The following is a 16,327-nucleotide window of genomic DNA, read 5'->3' as shown; positions in this document are numbered from 1 at the left end:
CCGATCAAGTAAAACGTAAGCCGTCGCGCCGCCCCCCGCCAACATAGTCGCCCCCTAAACGGCTTGATGGAGGGGAGGGAGGTGTAGGAGGTGCTCTTGGTAGGACTTAGGAACGACAAATGGCCCGTCCGCGTAAACCCAAAGCTCAATCGTCTGGCCGAGGCCGTTCAGCCGGCGGCGAGAAAGCTGTCTTATATGCTCGCGTCTCTACGGCGGAGCAGGAGAGGGAAGGCTTCTCCATCGACGCCCAGGTTGCTCTGATCCGCGAATATGCTGAGCGGATGGGCTTCGTCATCGCCGAGCAGTATGTTGATGTGGAAACCGCAAAAAAGACAGGTCGTACCCAGTTCGAGGCGATGCTGAAATATCTTCGGGGTCATCCAGGGGTGCGGCATCTGCTGGTGGAAAAGACGGATCGGCTCTATCGCAACATCAAGGATTGGGTGACGCTCGATGGATTCGACATCGAACTGCACCTCGTAAAGGAAGGAACGGTTCTCTCCCGCGACTCGCGTTCCTCCGAAAAGTTCATGCATGGGATCAAGGTCCTCATGGCTAAGAACTATGTTGATAACCTCTCCGAGGAAGCTCGCAAGGGCATGCTCGAGAAGGCGAAGCAGGGTATCTGGCCTTCTCAGGCTCCCCTCGGCTACCTCAACGTCGTTGGCCCACAGGGCAAAAAAATCATCGTCCCTGACCCGGATCTTGCTCCCATCGTGGCGCGTGTGTTCGAATGGTTCGAAACGGGTGACTACGCCCTGAAAGATGTCACCCACAAAGCGCGGGCCGCCGGGTTGAGGTACCGTCGGAGCCAGAAACCCGTCGGGACCAGCACGATTCATTACATGCTTCGGAACAGACTGTACGCAGGTGCCTTTGAGTGGGGCGGACGCCTGTATCAGGGAACACACGAGCCGCTCGTGACTCGGGTAACCTGGGAGAACGTCCAAGAGGTCCTTGATGGCCGGAGCGCGAGCAATGTGCGGGCTGAGCCGTTGCGGTTCGCTTTCACAGGTTTGATCACTTGCGGCCACTGCGGCTGCGCGGTGGTCGCCCAGATGCAGCGGGGTCGGTACATTTATTACCACTGCTCCGGCTTCAAGCAGAAATGTCCCGAGAAATATGTGCGCGAAGAAACCTTGGCCCAGGCTTTCTCTGAGCAACTCGCCCGCCTGCACATGGACGACGAGGTTTTCGCGCTGATCGAGCGGGCGATTCGCGAATCGCACGGTGACAAGAACAGGGAGCGCATAGAGACGGTCGGCCGCCTGAGAGGGGAGGCTGATCGGCTTCAGCAAAGATTGGATAAGCTTTACGTAGATCATCTCGACGGCCGGATCACCGCCGACATGCATGACCGCATGGCCAACACTTGGCGCGAGGAGCGGGCGGGATGCCTTCGCAGGATGGATGTCCTCAACAATGCAGAGGACGCCTACGTCGATGATGGAATCGCTCTCCTGAACCTTGCTCGAAAAGCGCATTCCACATTCAACCTACAGTCTCAAAATGGCAAAAACACCGCTTTGAATCTGTTGGTTTCGAACAGCACTTGGGCGAACGGACGGCTGTCGGTCACTTACCGCGAACCGTTTGATATGCTTGAGGAAATATCGCTTGGAAATCCGGGATCCGAGCCGCCGGCGGCGCCGGGCGGCTCGGACTATCCTGAATGGCTCCCCGAGTAGGATTCGAACCTACGGCCATTCGATTAACAGTCGAATGCTCTACCGCTGAGCTATCGGGGAGCAGCCCGACTTCCGCCGGGCAGGCCGCGCCTATAGCAGCGGCTTTTAAGAATTGGCAAGCGCTAATCTGATGATTTTTTTGGCTCCCCGTCAGGCCGGGCTTTGGCGCTGTCAAAGCGCCGGTTCAGGCGATGAATTGTTCCGCCGCGATGCGGTCGTCCAGCGTATGTTCCGGGTCGAACAGCAGGGTCAGGGGCGTCGCACGGTCGATCTTGACCTCCACCTGGGCGACATCGCGCACTTCGCGCTGGTCGGCCACGGCGCTGACCGGGCGCTTGACCGGATCGAGCACGGTGAAGCGGATGACGGTATTTTCCGGCAGGATCGCCCCGCGCCAGCGACGCGGCCTGAACGGACTGATCGGGGTCAATGCGACGAGCGCCGATCCCAGCGGCAAGATGGGGCCATGAGCCGACAGGTTATAGGCGGTCGACCCGGCGGGAGTCGCCACCAGCACGCCGTCGCACACCAGTTCAGGCAGGACAACGCGGCCATTGACCTGCACCTCCAGCTTGGCGGTCTGGCGGGTTTCGCGCAGCAGCGACACTTCGTTAATGGCCGGGATCGAAAACCGCTCACCATCGACCGTATCGACTATCATGCGCAGCGGATTGACCTTGAACATCTTGGCCGCTTCCAGCCGTTGCTCCAGCCGTTCCAGCCGCCATTCATTCATCAGGAAGCCGACCGTGCCAAGGTTCATGCCGAACACGGGGACAATCCGTCGGGCTTCCAGCATCGCGTGGAGCGTCTGGAGCATATAGCCATCGCCGCCCAGCGCGATGATCATCTCGGCCTCTTCGACCGGCACGAAATCATAAGTGGCGCGCAGCCGTTCCTCGGCAGCCTTGGCTGCCTGGGTAGGGGACACGACCAGCGCACGCCGCATTTCGTCGCTCATCCGCCGGTAACGCTCATGTGGCGGCGCGTCGCAGGCGCGGTTTCGCCCGCACCAATGCGAAAGTCGTGGCGCGCTGGCTTCAAACGCAGCGCGCGGTCGATCAGCGGCTCGACAGCAGCCAGTCCGCCTTCGCGCAGGGCCGTCTTGAAATCGACATGATCCTCATGGCCAAGGCACATGAAAATCTTGCCCTCGCATGTCATGCGAATGCGGTTGCAATCGGCGCAGAAATTATTGGTAAGCGGGGTGATGAGGCCAAGCCGTGCCGTCATCCCGGCGACTGCATGATAGCGCGCCGGGCCGCCGGTGCGGTCGGGCAGGGGCGTCAATGCGTGGCGCGCGCGAATATCATCCGCTACCTCGCTCAAGGGCAGATAATGGTCGGTGCGGTCCTCGCCCGTCTCGCCCAACGGCATCGTTTCGATCAGGGTGAGGTCCAGCCCTTCGGCATCGCACCAGCGCAGCATTGGCAGGATTTCATCATCATTGATGCCCTTGAGCGCCACCATGTTGATCTTGATCGCCAGTCCCACCGATTGCGCCGCTTTCAGCCCGGCGAACACCGCGGCAATGTCACCGCCACGGGTGACATGGGCAAAGCGGGCTGGATCGCGGCTGTCCAGACTGACATTGATCCGGCGCACCCCTGCGTCGGCCAGCATGTCGGCATGGTCGGCCAGCTGGGTGCCATTGGTCGTCAGCGTCAGTTCGTCCAACCCGCTGCCCAGATGCCGCCCGATCCGGCGCACCAGATCGCCAATATCACGCCGCACCAGCGGCTCGCCGCCAGTCAGCCGGATCTTGTTGATGCCGCGCGCCACGAACAGGTCGGCCAGCAGCGCGATCTCCTCCAGCGTGAGCACCTGATTTTTGGGCAGGAACTGCATCTTTTCCGCCATGCAATAGCGGCAACGCAGGTCGCAGCGGTCCGTGACGGATATGCGCAAATAGCTGATCCGGCGGCCCAGGCCGTCGGTCATCTGCGCGCGCGAGGGGTCCGCCATGGCCATGGCAACCTAGCTAGGCGATGGACTTGCCCGGCGCAAGGGCAGCCCGGTTGCGGTAGAGGCAAGACGTCGGTAACCCGTTGCTGCTAAGGCGGCACGATGCGCGCGTTCAGGGGACCATATCAGTGATCGCGGATCAGGCCGAAGACGGACAGCGCAGCCTGTTCATCCTGTCGCCCGGCGACCGGGACGGACTGTGCCATGCCGCGCGGTCAGCCGGCTGGCGCGCGATCGGCGCCAGACGCGCGCGAGAGGCACCGCAACGCTATTTGCGCAGCGAGGCGCAGGTTGCGCTGGTCGATATGCGTTCAGGCGCCGGGGAAGCCAAATTGCTGGCGCCCCTAGTCCCGGCGATGGAGGCGGGTGGCGGCGCGCTGATCGTGCTGGTCGACAAGGCAGACGAAGCGATCATCCCTGATCTGCTGGCGGCGGGCGCGACCCATTTTCTGACCGCACCCTATAGCGAGGCGTCGTTGCGCGCTGTGCTGGCGTCCGCCCAGCGGCTGGTGGAGCGATTGGGCGGCGGGGCATCGCCCAGTCAGCGCGCGCAGCGCATCCGACGGGGCGACGCGCTTTATTGGGAATTGGGACGCGGCGATTCGCTGCTGCGGCTGAGCGAAAGTCTGGCCCGTCATCTCGACCTGCCCATGGCGCAGGTTCATCCTGCGACGCTGATCCGCCGTTTGCCAAGGGCGGAACGGCGCGCGGTGCTGACGGCACTGCGCGCGATGATGCGTGCCGGGCGACCTGCTGCACTGGCGCATGATCTGCCCGACCGGCCGGGCAATCGGCTGGTGCATCATCTGCGGATCGAGCAGGGGGTGGTTGCCGCCGATGTTGAATGGCTGTCCGACGCGCAGGAGCGGGATCTGGCCAGCCGCGATTATCTGACCGGCCTGCGATCGCGACAGGCGGCGCTGGACTGGCTGGATCGGCGTACCGGCCTGGCGACGACCGCCATATTGCTGTCGATCAGTCAGTTTGAACGGATGAACGCGGCCTATGGCCAGGTCGTCGGCGACGCATTGCTTGGCCGGATCGCGCGGCGGATCGAACGGATGGTCGACGATGTCGCACCCGGTGCAATGGTCGCACGCATCACCGGCACCGAATTTCTGGTCGGCCTGACCGGCGAAGCGGCGGGCAGCGATCGGGCGACCTTTCTGGCGCGCCAGTTGATCGCGGCGATCGGCCGCCCGTTCAGCGCGGGGGATCATCTTATCCGCCTGATCGCCCGTTGCGGCATAGCCCAGGCGCGGCCCGAAGACGATGCGACCCATTTGCTGCGCCGTGCCGGGACTGCGCTGGCGGATGCACGACAGGCAGGCGGGGAGGGCATCCGCATCCTGTCGACCGATCGGCACAGCCGTCAGGTCGATCCCGACCAGTTGGAAACCGACCTGCGACTAGCGCTCGACCGGGGCGAGATAGGCATCGTGTTCCAGCCGCAATATCCGGTCGATTCGGAGGTCATTAGCGGGGTCGAGGCGCTGGCGCGCTGGAACCATCCGCAATATGGGCCGCTGGGTGCGGGCATATTGTTCGCGACCGCCGAACGATCCGATTATATGCTGCCGCTGTCGGCGCATATTCAGGCGGAAGCGTTGCGGCAGGCCGCGGCGTGGCCGCGCGCGCTCTCGACGCTGCGCCTGTCGATCAATGTGACGGCTGCGGATATTGCCCAGCCGGGGTTTATGGCCGGGTTGCTGGCGATCGTTGACCGAAGCGGTTTTCCCCGGTCCCGCCTGACGGTGGAGATCACCGAAAGCGGATTGATCGAGGATGTCGATGCCGCCTCTGTGCTGCTGACTGCGCTCCGGTCGGAGGGGTTGGCGGTCGCGATCGACGATTTCGGGACTGGCTATTCCAGCCTCGCCTATCTCAAGAGCCTGCCGCTCGACTATCTCAAGATCGACAGCGGGCTGGCGCAGGATATTGCCGGAACGGCGCGGGACCGGATCGTCGTGCGCGGCGTCATCCACATGGCCAAGTCGCTGGGCCTCAAGGTCGTGGCTGAGGGCGTCGAAACGCAGCAGCAGCTTGACCTGCTGGCGCGCGAAGGGTGCGATTTCTATCAGGGCTTCCTGCGATCGGCAGGGGTTTCATCGGCCGATCTGGTTGCGCTGGTGCTGGCGGGCTAAAGGCCCAGCAGCGGCCACAACACCATGCCAAGGCCGATCAGGCTGATCATGAAGATGAGCGTGCGGACCATGGGGATGCCCAGCGCATAGACGGGAAGATAGGCGATGCGTGCGCCGATCCATATCCAGCCGCCCAGCGCCGTCATGTCGCTGGTTCGTCCTGCCACTACCACGCCGATCAGAGCGACGATCGCAATTGGCAGTGTTTCCTGAAAATTCGCCTGCGCCCGCGCCAACCTTCCCGCCAAGGCATTGAGCGGCGGCAGCGATTCGTCGCGTGCGCCCATATTCCAGTGCGCGCCATATTGCCGCGTTTTGGCATGCGCCGCGGCAAAGACATGCGCCATCAGCAAAATCATGGCCCAGGCAAGGATCGTCAGTTCGATCGGCATGACAATAGTCCCTCTGTTGACAGACAGAGGGTAGGCCGATGCCGGGGAAGCGGCAATTAAAAGCTGAACCCCGCTCGCGCGATCAGCGTATCGCCCGCGTCGCGGCGCGCGGGTCCGCCGATGCTGGTGCCGCTGTAGCGCAATCCTGCAAACCATCGCCCGCGATACCAGTCCAGCGCGACGCCATGATCGCGGTAGGTGCCGTCAGGTCGCAAACGGGCAGAACGAGCCGGATCGTCAGCATCGCCCGATGATCGGCCGACATGGCCGGACAGGGTGAAGGGCGTGTTCGGCAGTGCTATCGCGCCTGCTATGGACAGATAGAGATTGTCGCCACCTATGGCCGACTGATGGGGCGCATAGTGCGCGCCGAAGTCGATGCTTGCGGGACCAAGAAGAAAGCCTGCAACGGCGCCGACTTCGCCATAGTCCTGGCCCGACGCGCCCGGAAACATATGGTAACGCCCCTGGGCCGACAGCCGCCAGCCGCCCAGTTGCCGGGTCCAGTTCAACCCGGCGTCGATGACGCCATCTGCGCCACCATGCCGCGTGCTGCCCCACAGGCCGGTCGCAGCACTTTCGATGCTCAAACCATCCGTGACGGGAACGGACAGGCCCAGGCGCAGTGCCGGATCACCATCGCTCCAGCTGATACCCCGCCGCCGCTCATCGCTCATCGCCTCGACAGATGCGTCGACGCCGGGACTTTGCGCGACGGCGGGCATGGCATGGGCGGCGGTGACAAGCATTGCCGCCCAAAGGATGCCGTAACGCGGATCAGTTGGACGCAAGATTACGCACCATGTCCAGTTCCGCCAGCAATGGCGCGCGGTCCTGCGCCACGGCTGCCGCCAGCTGGGCCTGAACCTGGCCCTGATGGCGTTCGGCAATATCCTTGCGGAAACGGTCGCCCGAAGGACAGGCCGCGCTCTCGCTGCCCGACGCCAATGGATCGGTGGCGATGGTGCGGGCCAGTGCGGGACCATGGGCAAGGCTGCGGTCTATCTCGACCCGCGCGGTCCATTTGCACCGCTGCATATCCATCCGGTTGGGGGTTCGTGCGCCCACCGTGCGCGCGCTGACCACCAGTCGCGCGGTGTAATTGGCCTGAACCTGCATCCCATGATGATCGATCGCAACGCTATGCGAAGCCGCGGCAGCGGCGGCCATCGCGAAAAGGGACATGCTCATATATTTCTCCTGCTTTGTGACGTCGGGCTATCTTGCCTGATCGTCAGCAGCGTGACTTAGATAGTCACTGTTTCCCGGCCATTGCTGGCGCACGACAAAAGCCTGCTTTCGTCATGCTGCCGCCTTGGCCAGACCCTTCGACAATTGCAACGCGCCGTTGAGGCGAGCTGCGGAATCGGCCCAGTTGCGGTTGACCACCACCTTGCTGTCGGGTCGCAGCCGGGCCACGCCGTCCAGCCGCTGGATATAGGCGACCAGGCCCGCCGGATTGGGGAAGCGATCCTCGAAGAAGCTGACCAGCGCGCCTTTTTGCCCAACGTCGATCTTGGCGATGTTCGCCCTCACGCAATTCTGCTTGATCTCGATGATCTTGAGCAGGTTTTGCGTGGGGGCGGGCAGCTTGCCGAAACGGTCGATCAGTTCAGCGGCAAAGGATTCCAGCCCCTGCCGATCCTCTATCTCGTTCAGGCGGCGATAGAGACCCATGCGCAGGTCGAGGTCGGGGACATAATCGTCGGGGATCATGATCGGCGCATCGACGCTGATCTGGGGCGAGAAGCTGTCGCTGCGCGCTTCAAGGCCAGCGCCGCCCGCCTTGGCGTCGAGGATCGCCTCTTCCAGCATCGACTGGTATAGTTCGAACCCGACTTCGCGGATATGGCCCGACTGTTCGTCGCCGACCAGATTGCCCGCGCCGCGAATGTCGAGATCGTGCGAGGCAAGCTGGAAACCAGCGCCCAGCGTGTCGAGGTCGGACAGCACTTTCAGTCGCTTTTCCGCCGTTTCGGTAATGATGCGGTTGGCGGGCGTCGTCATATAGGCGTAGGCGCGGGTCTTGGACCGGCCCACGCGACCGCGCAACTGATAGAGTTGGGCGAGGCCGAAACGGTCGGCGCGATGGATGATCAGCGTGTTGGCGCTGGGAATGTCCAGCCCGGATTCGACGATGGTGGTGGAGAGCAGCACGTCGTAGCGCTTGTCGTAAAAGGCCGACATGCGTTCTTCCACCTGCGTGGCGCTCATCTGGCCATGGGCGACGATCGCCTTGATTTCCGGCACTTCGGTGCGGAGATACTCCTCGATCTCGGTCAGGTCGGCGATGCGGGGCACAACGAAGAAGCTCTGCCCGCCGCGATAATGTTCACGCAGCAGCGCTTCGCGGATCACCACCCCGTCCCATGGCATGATGTAACTGCGCACCGCCAGGCGATCGACCGGCGGGGTCTGGATGACCGACAGTTCGCGTAGCCCGGACATGGCCATCTGCAATGTGCGCGGGATCGGCGTGGCAGTGAGGGTCAGCACATGCACGTCGGTCTTGAGCGCCTTCAGCCGTTCCTTGTGGGTCACGCCAAACCGCTGTTCTTCATCGACGATGACCAGGCCCAGCCGCTTGAACTCGATACCCTTGGTCAGCAGCGCGTGGGTGCCAACGACAATATCGACCGTGCCGTCGGCAAGGCCCGCCTTGACCGCCTTGGCTTCCTTGTCGGGGACCAGGCGGGAGAGGCGACCGATATTGACCGGGAAGCCGCGAAAGCGCTCCTCAAACTGCATATGATGCTGGCGCGCCAGCAGGGTGGTGGGGCAGATCAGCACCACCTGCATCCCCGCCATCGCCGCGACGAAGGCCGCGCGCAACGCCACCTCGGTCTTGCCGAATCCCACATCGCCGCAGACGAGCCGATCCATTGGCTTGCCAGCGCCCAGATCCTCGATCACGTCCAGAATGGCGCGCTCCTGATCTTCCGTCTCCTGATAGGGGAAGCGATCGACGAAGGCGGGGTAGCCTGCATTGTCCGGTTCAGCGACGGTGGCCGCGCGCAGCGCGCGTTCCGCAGCGGTCTTGAGCAGTTCACCCGCGATTTCGCGGATGCGCTCCTTCATCTTCGCCTTGCGCCGCTGCCAGGCTTCGCCGCCCAGCTTGTCGAGGCCCACGCCTTCGCTGTCGGAGCCATAGCGGGAAAGGACTTCGAGATTTTCGACCGGCACGAACAGCTTGTCGCCGCCGGCATAGCTGAGCGCTACGCAGTCATGCGCGGTCTTGCTGACCGGGATCTGGGTCAGTCCTTCATAACGGCCAATGCCATGGTCCATATGAACCACCAGATCACCGGGCGAGAGGGTCGCCAGTTCCGCAAGGAAGGCGTCGGCGCTCTTCTTGCGCTTGGCCCGGCGGACCAGGCGATCGCCCAGCATGTCCTGTTCGGTCAGCACCGCGACGTCGGGCGCGGTGAAACCATGGTCGAGCGGCAGGATGGTCAGCACCACGCTGCCATTGGCGGCCAGCCCCAGCGCTTCCTGCCAATCGTCCGCCGCCGCCATGCGCCTGACGCCATGGTCGGCCAGCAGGCCCGACAGCCGTTCGCGCGCACCGGCGGAATAGCTGGCGATTACGACCTTTTTGTCTGTCCGCTGCAACGCCGCGATATGCTTGCCGACCGCGTCGTAGACATTGGCGTTCTGCGCCCGTTCCGGCGCGAAATCGCGCGGACCATCGACCGCAAAGTCCAACACGGTGGCGCTGTCCGGTTCGTGAAACGGCGTCGCGACGTGCATCGGCCAGCGGGCGACGACCGCGTCCCATTCGGCAGCGTCTAGATAGAGAAGATCGGGCTTGAGCGGGCGATAGGCGCCCGGATCGGACGATTTCGCCTGGACCCGGTTGGCATGATAGTCCCTGATCGCCTCAAACCGGGAATCCGCCGCGCCGACGACGCCATGGTCGCGGATGATGACGGCATCGTCGCCCAGATGGTCGGACAGGGGAACCAGCTTTTCCTCAAACAGGGGCAGCCAATGTTCCATGCCCGCCAGCCGCCGCCCCTCGCTGATCGCCTGATAGAGCGGATCGCCGGTCGCGGTCGCACCGAATATTTCGCGATAGCGGCCGCGAAAGCGCTTGATCGTATCTTCGTCCAGCAACGCTTCGGACGCTGGCAGCAGGGTGAAGCCTTCCACGCTGCCGGTGGTGCGCTGATCGGTGGGGTCGAACCGGCGGACCGTCTCGATCTCGTCACCGAAGAAGTCGAGGCGCAACGGTTGATCCTCACCGCCCGGAAACAGATCGACAATGCCGCCGCGAATCGCGAATTCGCCGCGATCATGAACGGTATCGGTGCGGACATAGCCATTGGCTTGCAGCATGTCGGCAAGGCGGGTGATCGCAATCCGCTCCTTGGGCGCCAGCTTCGCCACCAACTGTCTGATGCGAAACGGGGTCAGCGTCCGCTGCGTCAGGGCGTTGAGCGTGGTCAGCACCAGTTGCGGGCCTTTGGGCTTGGCCTGCAAGGCGTGAAGGCCAGCCAGGCGTGCCGACGCGGTGCGCAGCGAAGGGCTGGCGCGGTCATAGGGCAGGCAGTCCCAGGCCGGGATTTCGATGATCTCGATCTCCGGCGCGAAATAATGGGCCGTTTCCGAGACCGCACGCATCAGTTGTTCGTCGGAGGCGACGAACACGGCGCGGGCCGAACCTGCACCATGCGCGGCGCGGGCGATGTCCGCCAGCAGCCAGGGCTGGAACCCCGCAGGAACGCCCGACAGGGTCAGCGGCGCTTTGGCGCGGAGGATTTTCTGGAGATCGGTCATAAATGTTCGCTCTTCAACTCAATCATCCTCCCCTTGCAGGGGAGGTGGCAGGGCGAAGCCCTGACGGAGGGGTGTCAGGCTATCGAGAGGGTTACACCCCTCCACCACGCCCTTTGGGCGCGGTCCCCCTCCCCTTGCAGGGGAGGAGTTTCTAATTTTCGATCTTCACGAAATCGAGCTTCAGGAACTTGTCCATCATCGGCCCCTTCCATTCGTCCGGCACGGGGATGGTGCCCAGCGCCCAGCCGATGATGTCGGCGTCCTGTTCATCCATGAACCGCTCGAACCAGGCGATCTCTTCGGCATTCCACTCCTTGTGATACCGCTCGAAAAAGCCGCCCACCGCATAATCGGATTCGCGCGTGCCCCGGTGCCAGGCGCGGAATTTCAGGCGGCGCATCTGGGGATCATCGTTCACAATTTGTTCCTTTTGCGGACACGCCGAAAAAGCCGATCGGATGTTTGTGCCATCGTCCCGGCTCAGCTAGATGGGCAGCAGATAGACATGCGACCCGATATTCTCAATCCGCTCTTTGCCGAAATCTCTGTCCTTAAGGGCATTGGACCGGCGCTGGCCCGCCCGCTGGAGCGGCTGGGGCTGGCGCGCGCGGTCGATGTGGCGTTCCACCTGCCGGTCAGCTGGGTCGATCGCGTCCTGACCGACGAACTGGATATGGCCGATGCGGGCCGGGTGATCGGCATCGTCCTGACCCCGGTGGATTATCGAGCGAGCGGCAGCGCCCGCGCGCCGTTCCGCGTCCATGCGACCGACGGGCATGGCAATAATGTATCGCTCACCTATTTCGGCCGGAACAGCGCCTGGCCGCGCAAGCTGTTGCCGCTGGGCGAACCCAAATTCGTATCGGGCAAGCTGGAAGCCTATGGCGACAATCTTCAGATCGTTCATCCCGACCATGTGCTGCCGCCCGACGAGGCGGCTACCATTCCCGCGCGCGAGCCGGTCTATGGCCTGTCCGAAGGGCTGACCAACAACCGGATGCGCGATCTGGTGAGGCAGGCGCTCGCCCGCGCGCCCGACCTGCCCGAATGGATCGAACCCAGCCTGCTGGCCCGCAAGGACTGGCCGGGCTGGCGCGAGGCGCTGGCCCGTATCCATGCGGACCCGTCCGACGCCATGGCGCGCGAGCGGTTGGCCTATGACGAGATTTTCGCGGGACAACTGGCGCTGATGCTGGTGCGGCAATCCTCGCGACGGCGGCGCGGCGTGCCGATCGCGGGTGACGGGCGGTTGCGCGCAATGCTCAAGCTGCCCTTCGCGCCAACGGGTGCGCAGCGGCGGGCCTTTGGCGAGATTGAGGGCGACATGGCGCAGGCCACGCCGATGCTGCGATTGCTGCAAGGCGATGTCGGGTCTGGCAAAACGCTGGTGGCGTTGATGGCGTTGCTCAACGCGGTCGAGGCCGGGATGCAGGGGGCGATGCTGGCCCCGACCGAGATATTGGCGCGCCAGCATTATGAGACGCTGCGCAAAATGGCGTCGGGCCTGCCGGTCGAGATCGCCATCCTGACCGGGCGCGACAAGGGCAAGGTGCGTGAGGCGACGTTGATGGGGCTGGCCGATGGCAGCATCGACATCCTGGTCGGCACCCATGCGATCTTTCAGGAAGCGGTGCAGTACAAGAATCTGGGCCTGGCCGTGATTGACGAGCAGCATCGCTTCGGCGTGGCCCAGCGGATGATGCTGGCCAACAAGGCCGAACGCGCGCCCCATCTGCTGGTGATGACGGCAACGCCTATCCCCCGGACGCTGACCCTGACCTATTATGGCGAGATGGAGGTGTCCAAGCTGGACGAGATGCCGCCCGGCCGTCAGCCGATCCAGACCGTGGTGATGGCGGCGACGCGGCTGGACGAGGTGGTCGACGCGCTGGCCCGCCATGTCGAGGGAGGGGGGCAAGCCTATTGGGTCTGCCCGCTGGTGGAAGAGAGCGAGACGAGCGACCAGGCGGCGGCGGAAGCGCGGGCGGAATCGTTGAAGCTGCGTTTTGGCGACCGGGTGGGGCTAGTCCATGGACGGATGAAAGGGCCGGAAAAGGACGCGGCGATGGACGCCTTTGCCGCGAACCGGACGCAGATATTGGTAGCGACCACGGTGATCGAGGTGGGCGTCGACGTGCCCAATTCCAGCCTGATCATCATCGAGGGCGCGGACCGGTTCGGCCTGGCCCAGTTGCACCAGCTGCGCGGACGAGTGGGACGCGGCGACAAGCCGTCCGTCTGCCTGCTGCTGCGCGGCAATGCACTGGGCGAGACGTCGCGGGCGCGGCTGGCGCTGATGCGGGAAACGAATGACGGCTTTCGCATTGCCGAGGAGGATTTGAAGCTGCGTGGGGCCGGTGAAGTGCTGGGGACGCGCCAGTCGGGCGAACAGCAGTTGAAACTCGCAACGCCGGAGCATCTGGCATCGTTGCTGGAAGCGGCGCGGGATGACGCGCATTTGTTGATCGACCGCGACGGTGGGCTGGACAGCCCGCGCGGACAGGCGGCACGGACCTGCCTCTATCTGTTCGAGCGGGATGCGGCGGTGGGGCTGTTGCGCGGCGGCTAGGAAAAATGCTGCATTTGCGAAACAAATGAGGGTGCGCCACGTTCGCATCCCATGACCGACATCAGCATGACCCACATCACGCCCATGGCGGCGCTATCCATCGGCATCGCCGTTGGCTTGGCATTCCTGTTGCACTGGGCGATCTATGCCGTTGCGTTGCGGATCGTCCGCGCCCGCATGACCCCGCTGCTATTGCCGGAAATATTCCAGCCGACGCGATGGCTGGTTGTGCTAATGGCTCTGGCGGGCGGCCTGAAGTCCATCGAGATGGGGCCGCGTGTCGAAGAGTTCTGGTCCATCGGGTCGAAGATGATCTTCGCGTTGCTGGTCGGCTGGCTTGTCCTGCGTGGGCTGCGCGCGCTGCGCAGCATGATCGAGCACAAGGCCGACATGAGCGTGGAGGATAATCTGAAGGCCCGGCGGCGTCATACGCGGGTCCGCATCCTCTATCGCATCGCCCAGAGCATCGTCGCGGTGTTGGTGATCGCGATGATGCTGATCGCGATTCCGGGTGTCCGCGCCGTGGGCGTGACGTTGATGGCGTCGGCGGGGCTGGTCGGTCTGGCGGTTGGCGCGGCGGCCCAGCCGGCGCTCAAGAATCTGATTGCGGGCATTCAGATGGCATTTTCCGAACCGATCCGGCTGGACGATGTGGTGATCGTGGAGGGGGAATGGGGCCGGATCGAGGATATTACGCTGACCTATGTGGTCGTCCATATCTGGGATGACCGGCGGATGGTGGTGCCGGTGTCCTATTTTCTGGAAAAGCCGTTCCAGAACTGGACGACGAAAACGTCCGACCTGCTGGGTACCATATTTCTTTATGTGGACTCGACCGCCGATGTGGAGCGCATTCGCGCCAAGTTCATCGAAGTGACCGGCGCCAATGCCCGCTGGGACAAGCGCGTCGCCATCCTGCAGGTGACTGACCATCGCGCCGATGCGCTGGAGTTGCGGGGATTGTTGAGTGCCCGCAATGCAGGCATTGCATTCGACCTGCGCTGCGAGGTGCGCGAAGCGATGCTGTCCTTCCTGCGCACGGATATGCCCGAAGCGCTGGTGCGGACCCGTCAGCGGATAGAAGCGGACGGATTGTTTACCACGCCGTCCGGCGCGGAGGGACGAGCGCCATGAGCGCGTCATAGGTACGCGGCGCGATGGGTTGCAGAAATTCGACGCCCAGCCGTCCATGCTCGACCCAGCGGACTTCGGCGGGATGGTCCTTCACGATCGGCAGCCAGATCGTCATCTGCTCGCCCACCAGCAAGCCGCCATCGCTGCGGCACATGGCGCCAAGCGGCGATATGTTGATGATGCGCACGCCATGGGTGCGGCCGCGCGCGGTGACGTGGCTGACCATGTCAACCAGATCGCGGGGCGCGCGGCGCTGATCCACGGCGGGATCGCGCGATCGCATGACATGATTGAGGTTGGCGAACAGCGAAGACATGGCCGCAGCCTAGGGGGGCGAAGATGGACGCAATGCTACCGGGGACGGTTAATTTTCCCCTAGCATTATTTCCCTGTCAGGCGACCACGATCCCATGCTTTTTCGCCCCGAAACTGACCTTGTCACCGGGTTTCAGGGTCAGGGCAGGATCGTTTACCACATTCCCGTTCACCCGGATCGCATTTTCCAGCAATTTGCGTCGTGCTTCCTTGTTCGACGAGGCAAAGCCGAGCGCGACATTGGCCTGCACCACCGTCAACCCGTCCGCGCCGATGCTGACGGTCGGCAGGTTCGCGTCCGACGCGCCTTCCTCGAAAGTCTTGCGGGCCGTTTCCGCCGAAGCGGCGGCGGCGTCCGCGCCATGGGCCATGGCGGTGGCGGCATCGGCCAAAATCTTCTTGGCCTCGTTAATCTCGGCACCCTGCAAGGCTTCCAGACGGGCAATCTCGTCCAGCGGCAGGTCCGTGAACAACCGCATGAAGCGTCCGACATCGGCGTCCTGGGTGTTGCGCCAGAATTGCCAGTAATCATAGGGCGGCAGGGCGTCGGCGTTGAGCCAGACCGCGCCGTTCATCGTCTTGCCCATCTTGCCCCCGTCCGCCGTGGTGATGAGCGGGCTGGTCAGGCCATAGACCTGCGTGCCATCGACCCGGCGCGCCAGTTCGATGCCGTTGACGATATTGCCCCACTGGTCCGATCCGCCCATCTGCAACCGGCAGGCCGAACGGCGCGACAGTTCCAGAAAGTCGTAGGCTTGCAGGATCATATAGTTGAATTCGAGGAAGCTGAGCGACTGTTCCCGATCCAGCCGCAATTTCACGCTGTCGAAGCTGAGCATCCGGTTGACCGAGAAATGCTGGCCGATGTCGCGCAGGAAGGGGATATATTCAAGGGCGTCGAGCCAGTCGGCATTGTCGACCATGACCGCATCGGTCGGACCATCGCCGAAGGTCAGGAATTTTTCGAACACCCGCTTGATGCTGGCGACGTTCGACGTGATGAGATCGTCGGTCAGCAGCTTGCGCGCTTCGTCCTTGAAGCTGGGATCGCCGATCTTGCCGGTGCCGCCGCCCATCAGGACGATCGGCTTGTGCCCTGCCTGCTGCATCCGCCGCAGCATCATGATCTGCACCAGGCTGCCGACATGGAGCGAGGGGGCGGTCGGATCGAAACCGATATAGCCCGGTACGATCTCCTTTTGCGCCAGCGCGTCGAGACCCGCCGCATTGGTGACGTCATGGATATAGCCGCGCGTGTCGAGCAGGCGCAGGAGGTCGGACTGATAGTTGCTCATGGCGCGCGCCTGTAGCATTGGGAGGGCGGCTGTAAAAGAGGCGGAG

Annotated in this window: 13 protein-coding genes and 1 tRNA gene; 4 read left to right on the top strand and 10 right to left on the bottom strand. The window is 63.5% G+C overall.

The window, feature by feature from the left end; all coding sequences use genetic code 11:
* The first annotated feature begins 119 nt into the window (after window positions 1-119).
* Complete coding sequence (locus AC07X9_RS06500; protein ID WP_086485658.1) at window positions 120-1,688, top strand: recombinase family protein; 1,569 nt, start codon at window positions 120-122, stop codon at window positions 1,686-1,688.
* Here the strand turns inward: AC07X9_RS06500 and AC07X9_RS06495 are convergent.
* From AC07X9_RS06495 to moaA, 3 genes are all read right to left on the bottom strand, one after another.
* A tRNA-Asn gene (locus tag AC07X9_RS06495) sits at window positions 1,674-1,748 on the bottom strand. The genes AC07X9_RS06500 and AC07X9_RS06495 overlap by 15 nt on opposite strands.
* 124 nt (window positions 1,749-1,872) lie before the next feature.
* Window positions 1,873-2,649 carry an NAD kinase gene (locus tag AC07X9_RS06490; RefSeq protein WP_017184535.1) on the bottom strand — a complete coding sequence of 259 codons (777 nt, stop codon included), beginning with the start codon at window positions 2,647-2,649 and terminating at the stop codon, window positions 1,873-1,875.
* The gene (moaA, locus tag AC07X9_RS06485) at window positions 2,646-3,659 is read right to left on the bottom strand and encodes a GTP 3',8-cyclase MoaA (RefSeq protein ID WP_017184534.1); all 1,014 of its coding nucleotides are present in this window, start codon (window positions 3,657-3,659) and stop codon (window positions 2,646-2,648) included. The genes AC07X9_RS06490 and moaA overlap by 4 nt, the downstream gene beginning before the upstream one ends.
* 122 nt (window positions 3,660-3,781) lie before the next feature.
* On the opposite strand from moaA, the gene AC07X9_RS06480 reads away from it, so the two are divergent.
* Complete coding sequence (locus AC07X9_RS06480; RefSeq protein ID WP_017184533.1) at window positions 3,782-5,797, top strand: putative bifunctional diguanylate cyclase/phosphodiesterase; 2,016 nt, start codon at window positions 3,782-3,784, stop codon at window positions 5,795-5,797.
* Here the strand turns inward: AC07X9_RS06480 and AC07X9_RS06475 are convergent.
* From AC07X9_RS06475 to AC07X9_RS06455, 5 genes are all read right to left on the bottom strand, one after another.
* Window positions 5,794-6,189: an MAPEG family protein gene (locus tag AC07X9_RS06475; RefSeq protein ID WP_017184532.1), complete on the bottom strand. Its 396-nt coding sequence runs from the start codon at window positions 6,187-6,189 to the stop codon at window positions 5,794-5,796. The genes AC07X9_RS06480 and AC07X9_RS06475 overlap by 4 nt on opposite strands.
* 56 nt (window positions 6,190-6,245) lie before the next feature.
* Complete coding sequence (locus tag AC07X9_RS06470) at window positions 6,246-6,980, bottom strand: TorF family putative porin (protein ID WP_303393665.1); 735 nt, start codon at window positions 6,978-6,980, stop codon at window positions 6,246-6,248.
* On the bottom strand, window positions 6,967-7,380 hold the full coding sequence (locus AC07X9_RS06465) for a hypothetical protein (protein ID WP_017184530.1): 414 nt from the start codon (window positions 7,378-7,380) through the stop codon (window positions 6,967-6,969). Before AC07X9_RS06465 ends, AC07X9_RS06470 begins: the two co-directional genes overlap by 14 nt.
* 111 nt (window positions 7,381-7,491) lie before the next feature.
* The gene (gene mfd, locus AC07X9_RS06460; RefSeq protein WP_017184529.1) at window positions 7,492-10,968 is read right to left on the bottom strand and encodes a transcription-repair coupling factor; all 3,477 of its coding nucleotides are present in this window, start codon (window positions 10,966-10,968) and stop codon (window positions 7,492-7,494) included.
* Window positions 10,969-11,119: 151 nt separating this feature from the next.
* Window positions 11,120-11,386 carry an FAD assembly factor SdhE gene (locus tag AC07X9_RS06455; RefSeq protein ID WP_017182360.1) on the bottom strand — a complete coding sequence of 89 codons (267 nt, stop codon included), beginning with the start codon at window positions 11,384-11,386 and terminating at the stop codon, window positions 11,120-11,122.
* 87 nt (window positions 11,387-11,473) lie between these two features.
* Here AC07X9_RS06455 and recG point away from each other — a divergent pair, with 87 nt between their 5' ends.
* Together recG and AC07X9_RS06445 are read left to right on the top strand one after the other, a co-directional pair.
* Window positions 11,474-13,537 carry an ATP-dependent DNA helicase RecG gene (recG, locus tag AC07X9_RS06450; protein WP_017182359.1) on the top strand — a complete coding sequence of 688 codons (2,064 nt, stop codon included), beginning with the start codon at window positions 11,474-11,476 and terminating at the stop codon, window positions 13,535-13,537.
* Between the two features lie 51 nt (window positions 13,538-13,588).
* Window positions 13,589-14,671, top strand: coding sequence for a mechanosensitive ion channel family protein (locus tag AC07X9_RS06445; protein WP_017182358.1), 1,083 nt, complete (start codon window positions 13,589-13,591; stop codon window positions 14,669-14,671).
* Here the strand turns inward: AC07X9_RS06445 and AC07X9_RS06440 are convergent.
* Complete coding sequence (locus AC07X9_RS06440) at window positions 14,634-14,987, bottom strand: PilZ domain-containing protein (protein ID WP_017182357.1); 354 nt, start codon at window positions 14,985-14,987, stop codon at window positions 14,634-14,636. The genes AC07X9_RS06445 and AC07X9_RS06440 overlap by 38 nt on opposite strands.
* A gap of 76 nt (window positions 14,988-15,063) precedes the next feature.
* On the bottom strand, window positions 15,064-16,281 hold the full coding sequence (gene tyrS / locus AC07X9_RS06435; protein WP_017182356.1) for a tyrosine--tRNA ligase: 1,218 nt from the start codon (window positions 16,279-16,281) through the stop codon (window positions 15,064-15,066).
* Between the last annotated feature and the right edge of the window lie 46 nt (window positions 16,282-16,327).

The organism is Sphingobium sp. GW456-12-10-14-TSB1 (assembly GCF_059424385.1).
This window is presented reverse-complemented; position numbering and strand designations above follow the sequence as displayed.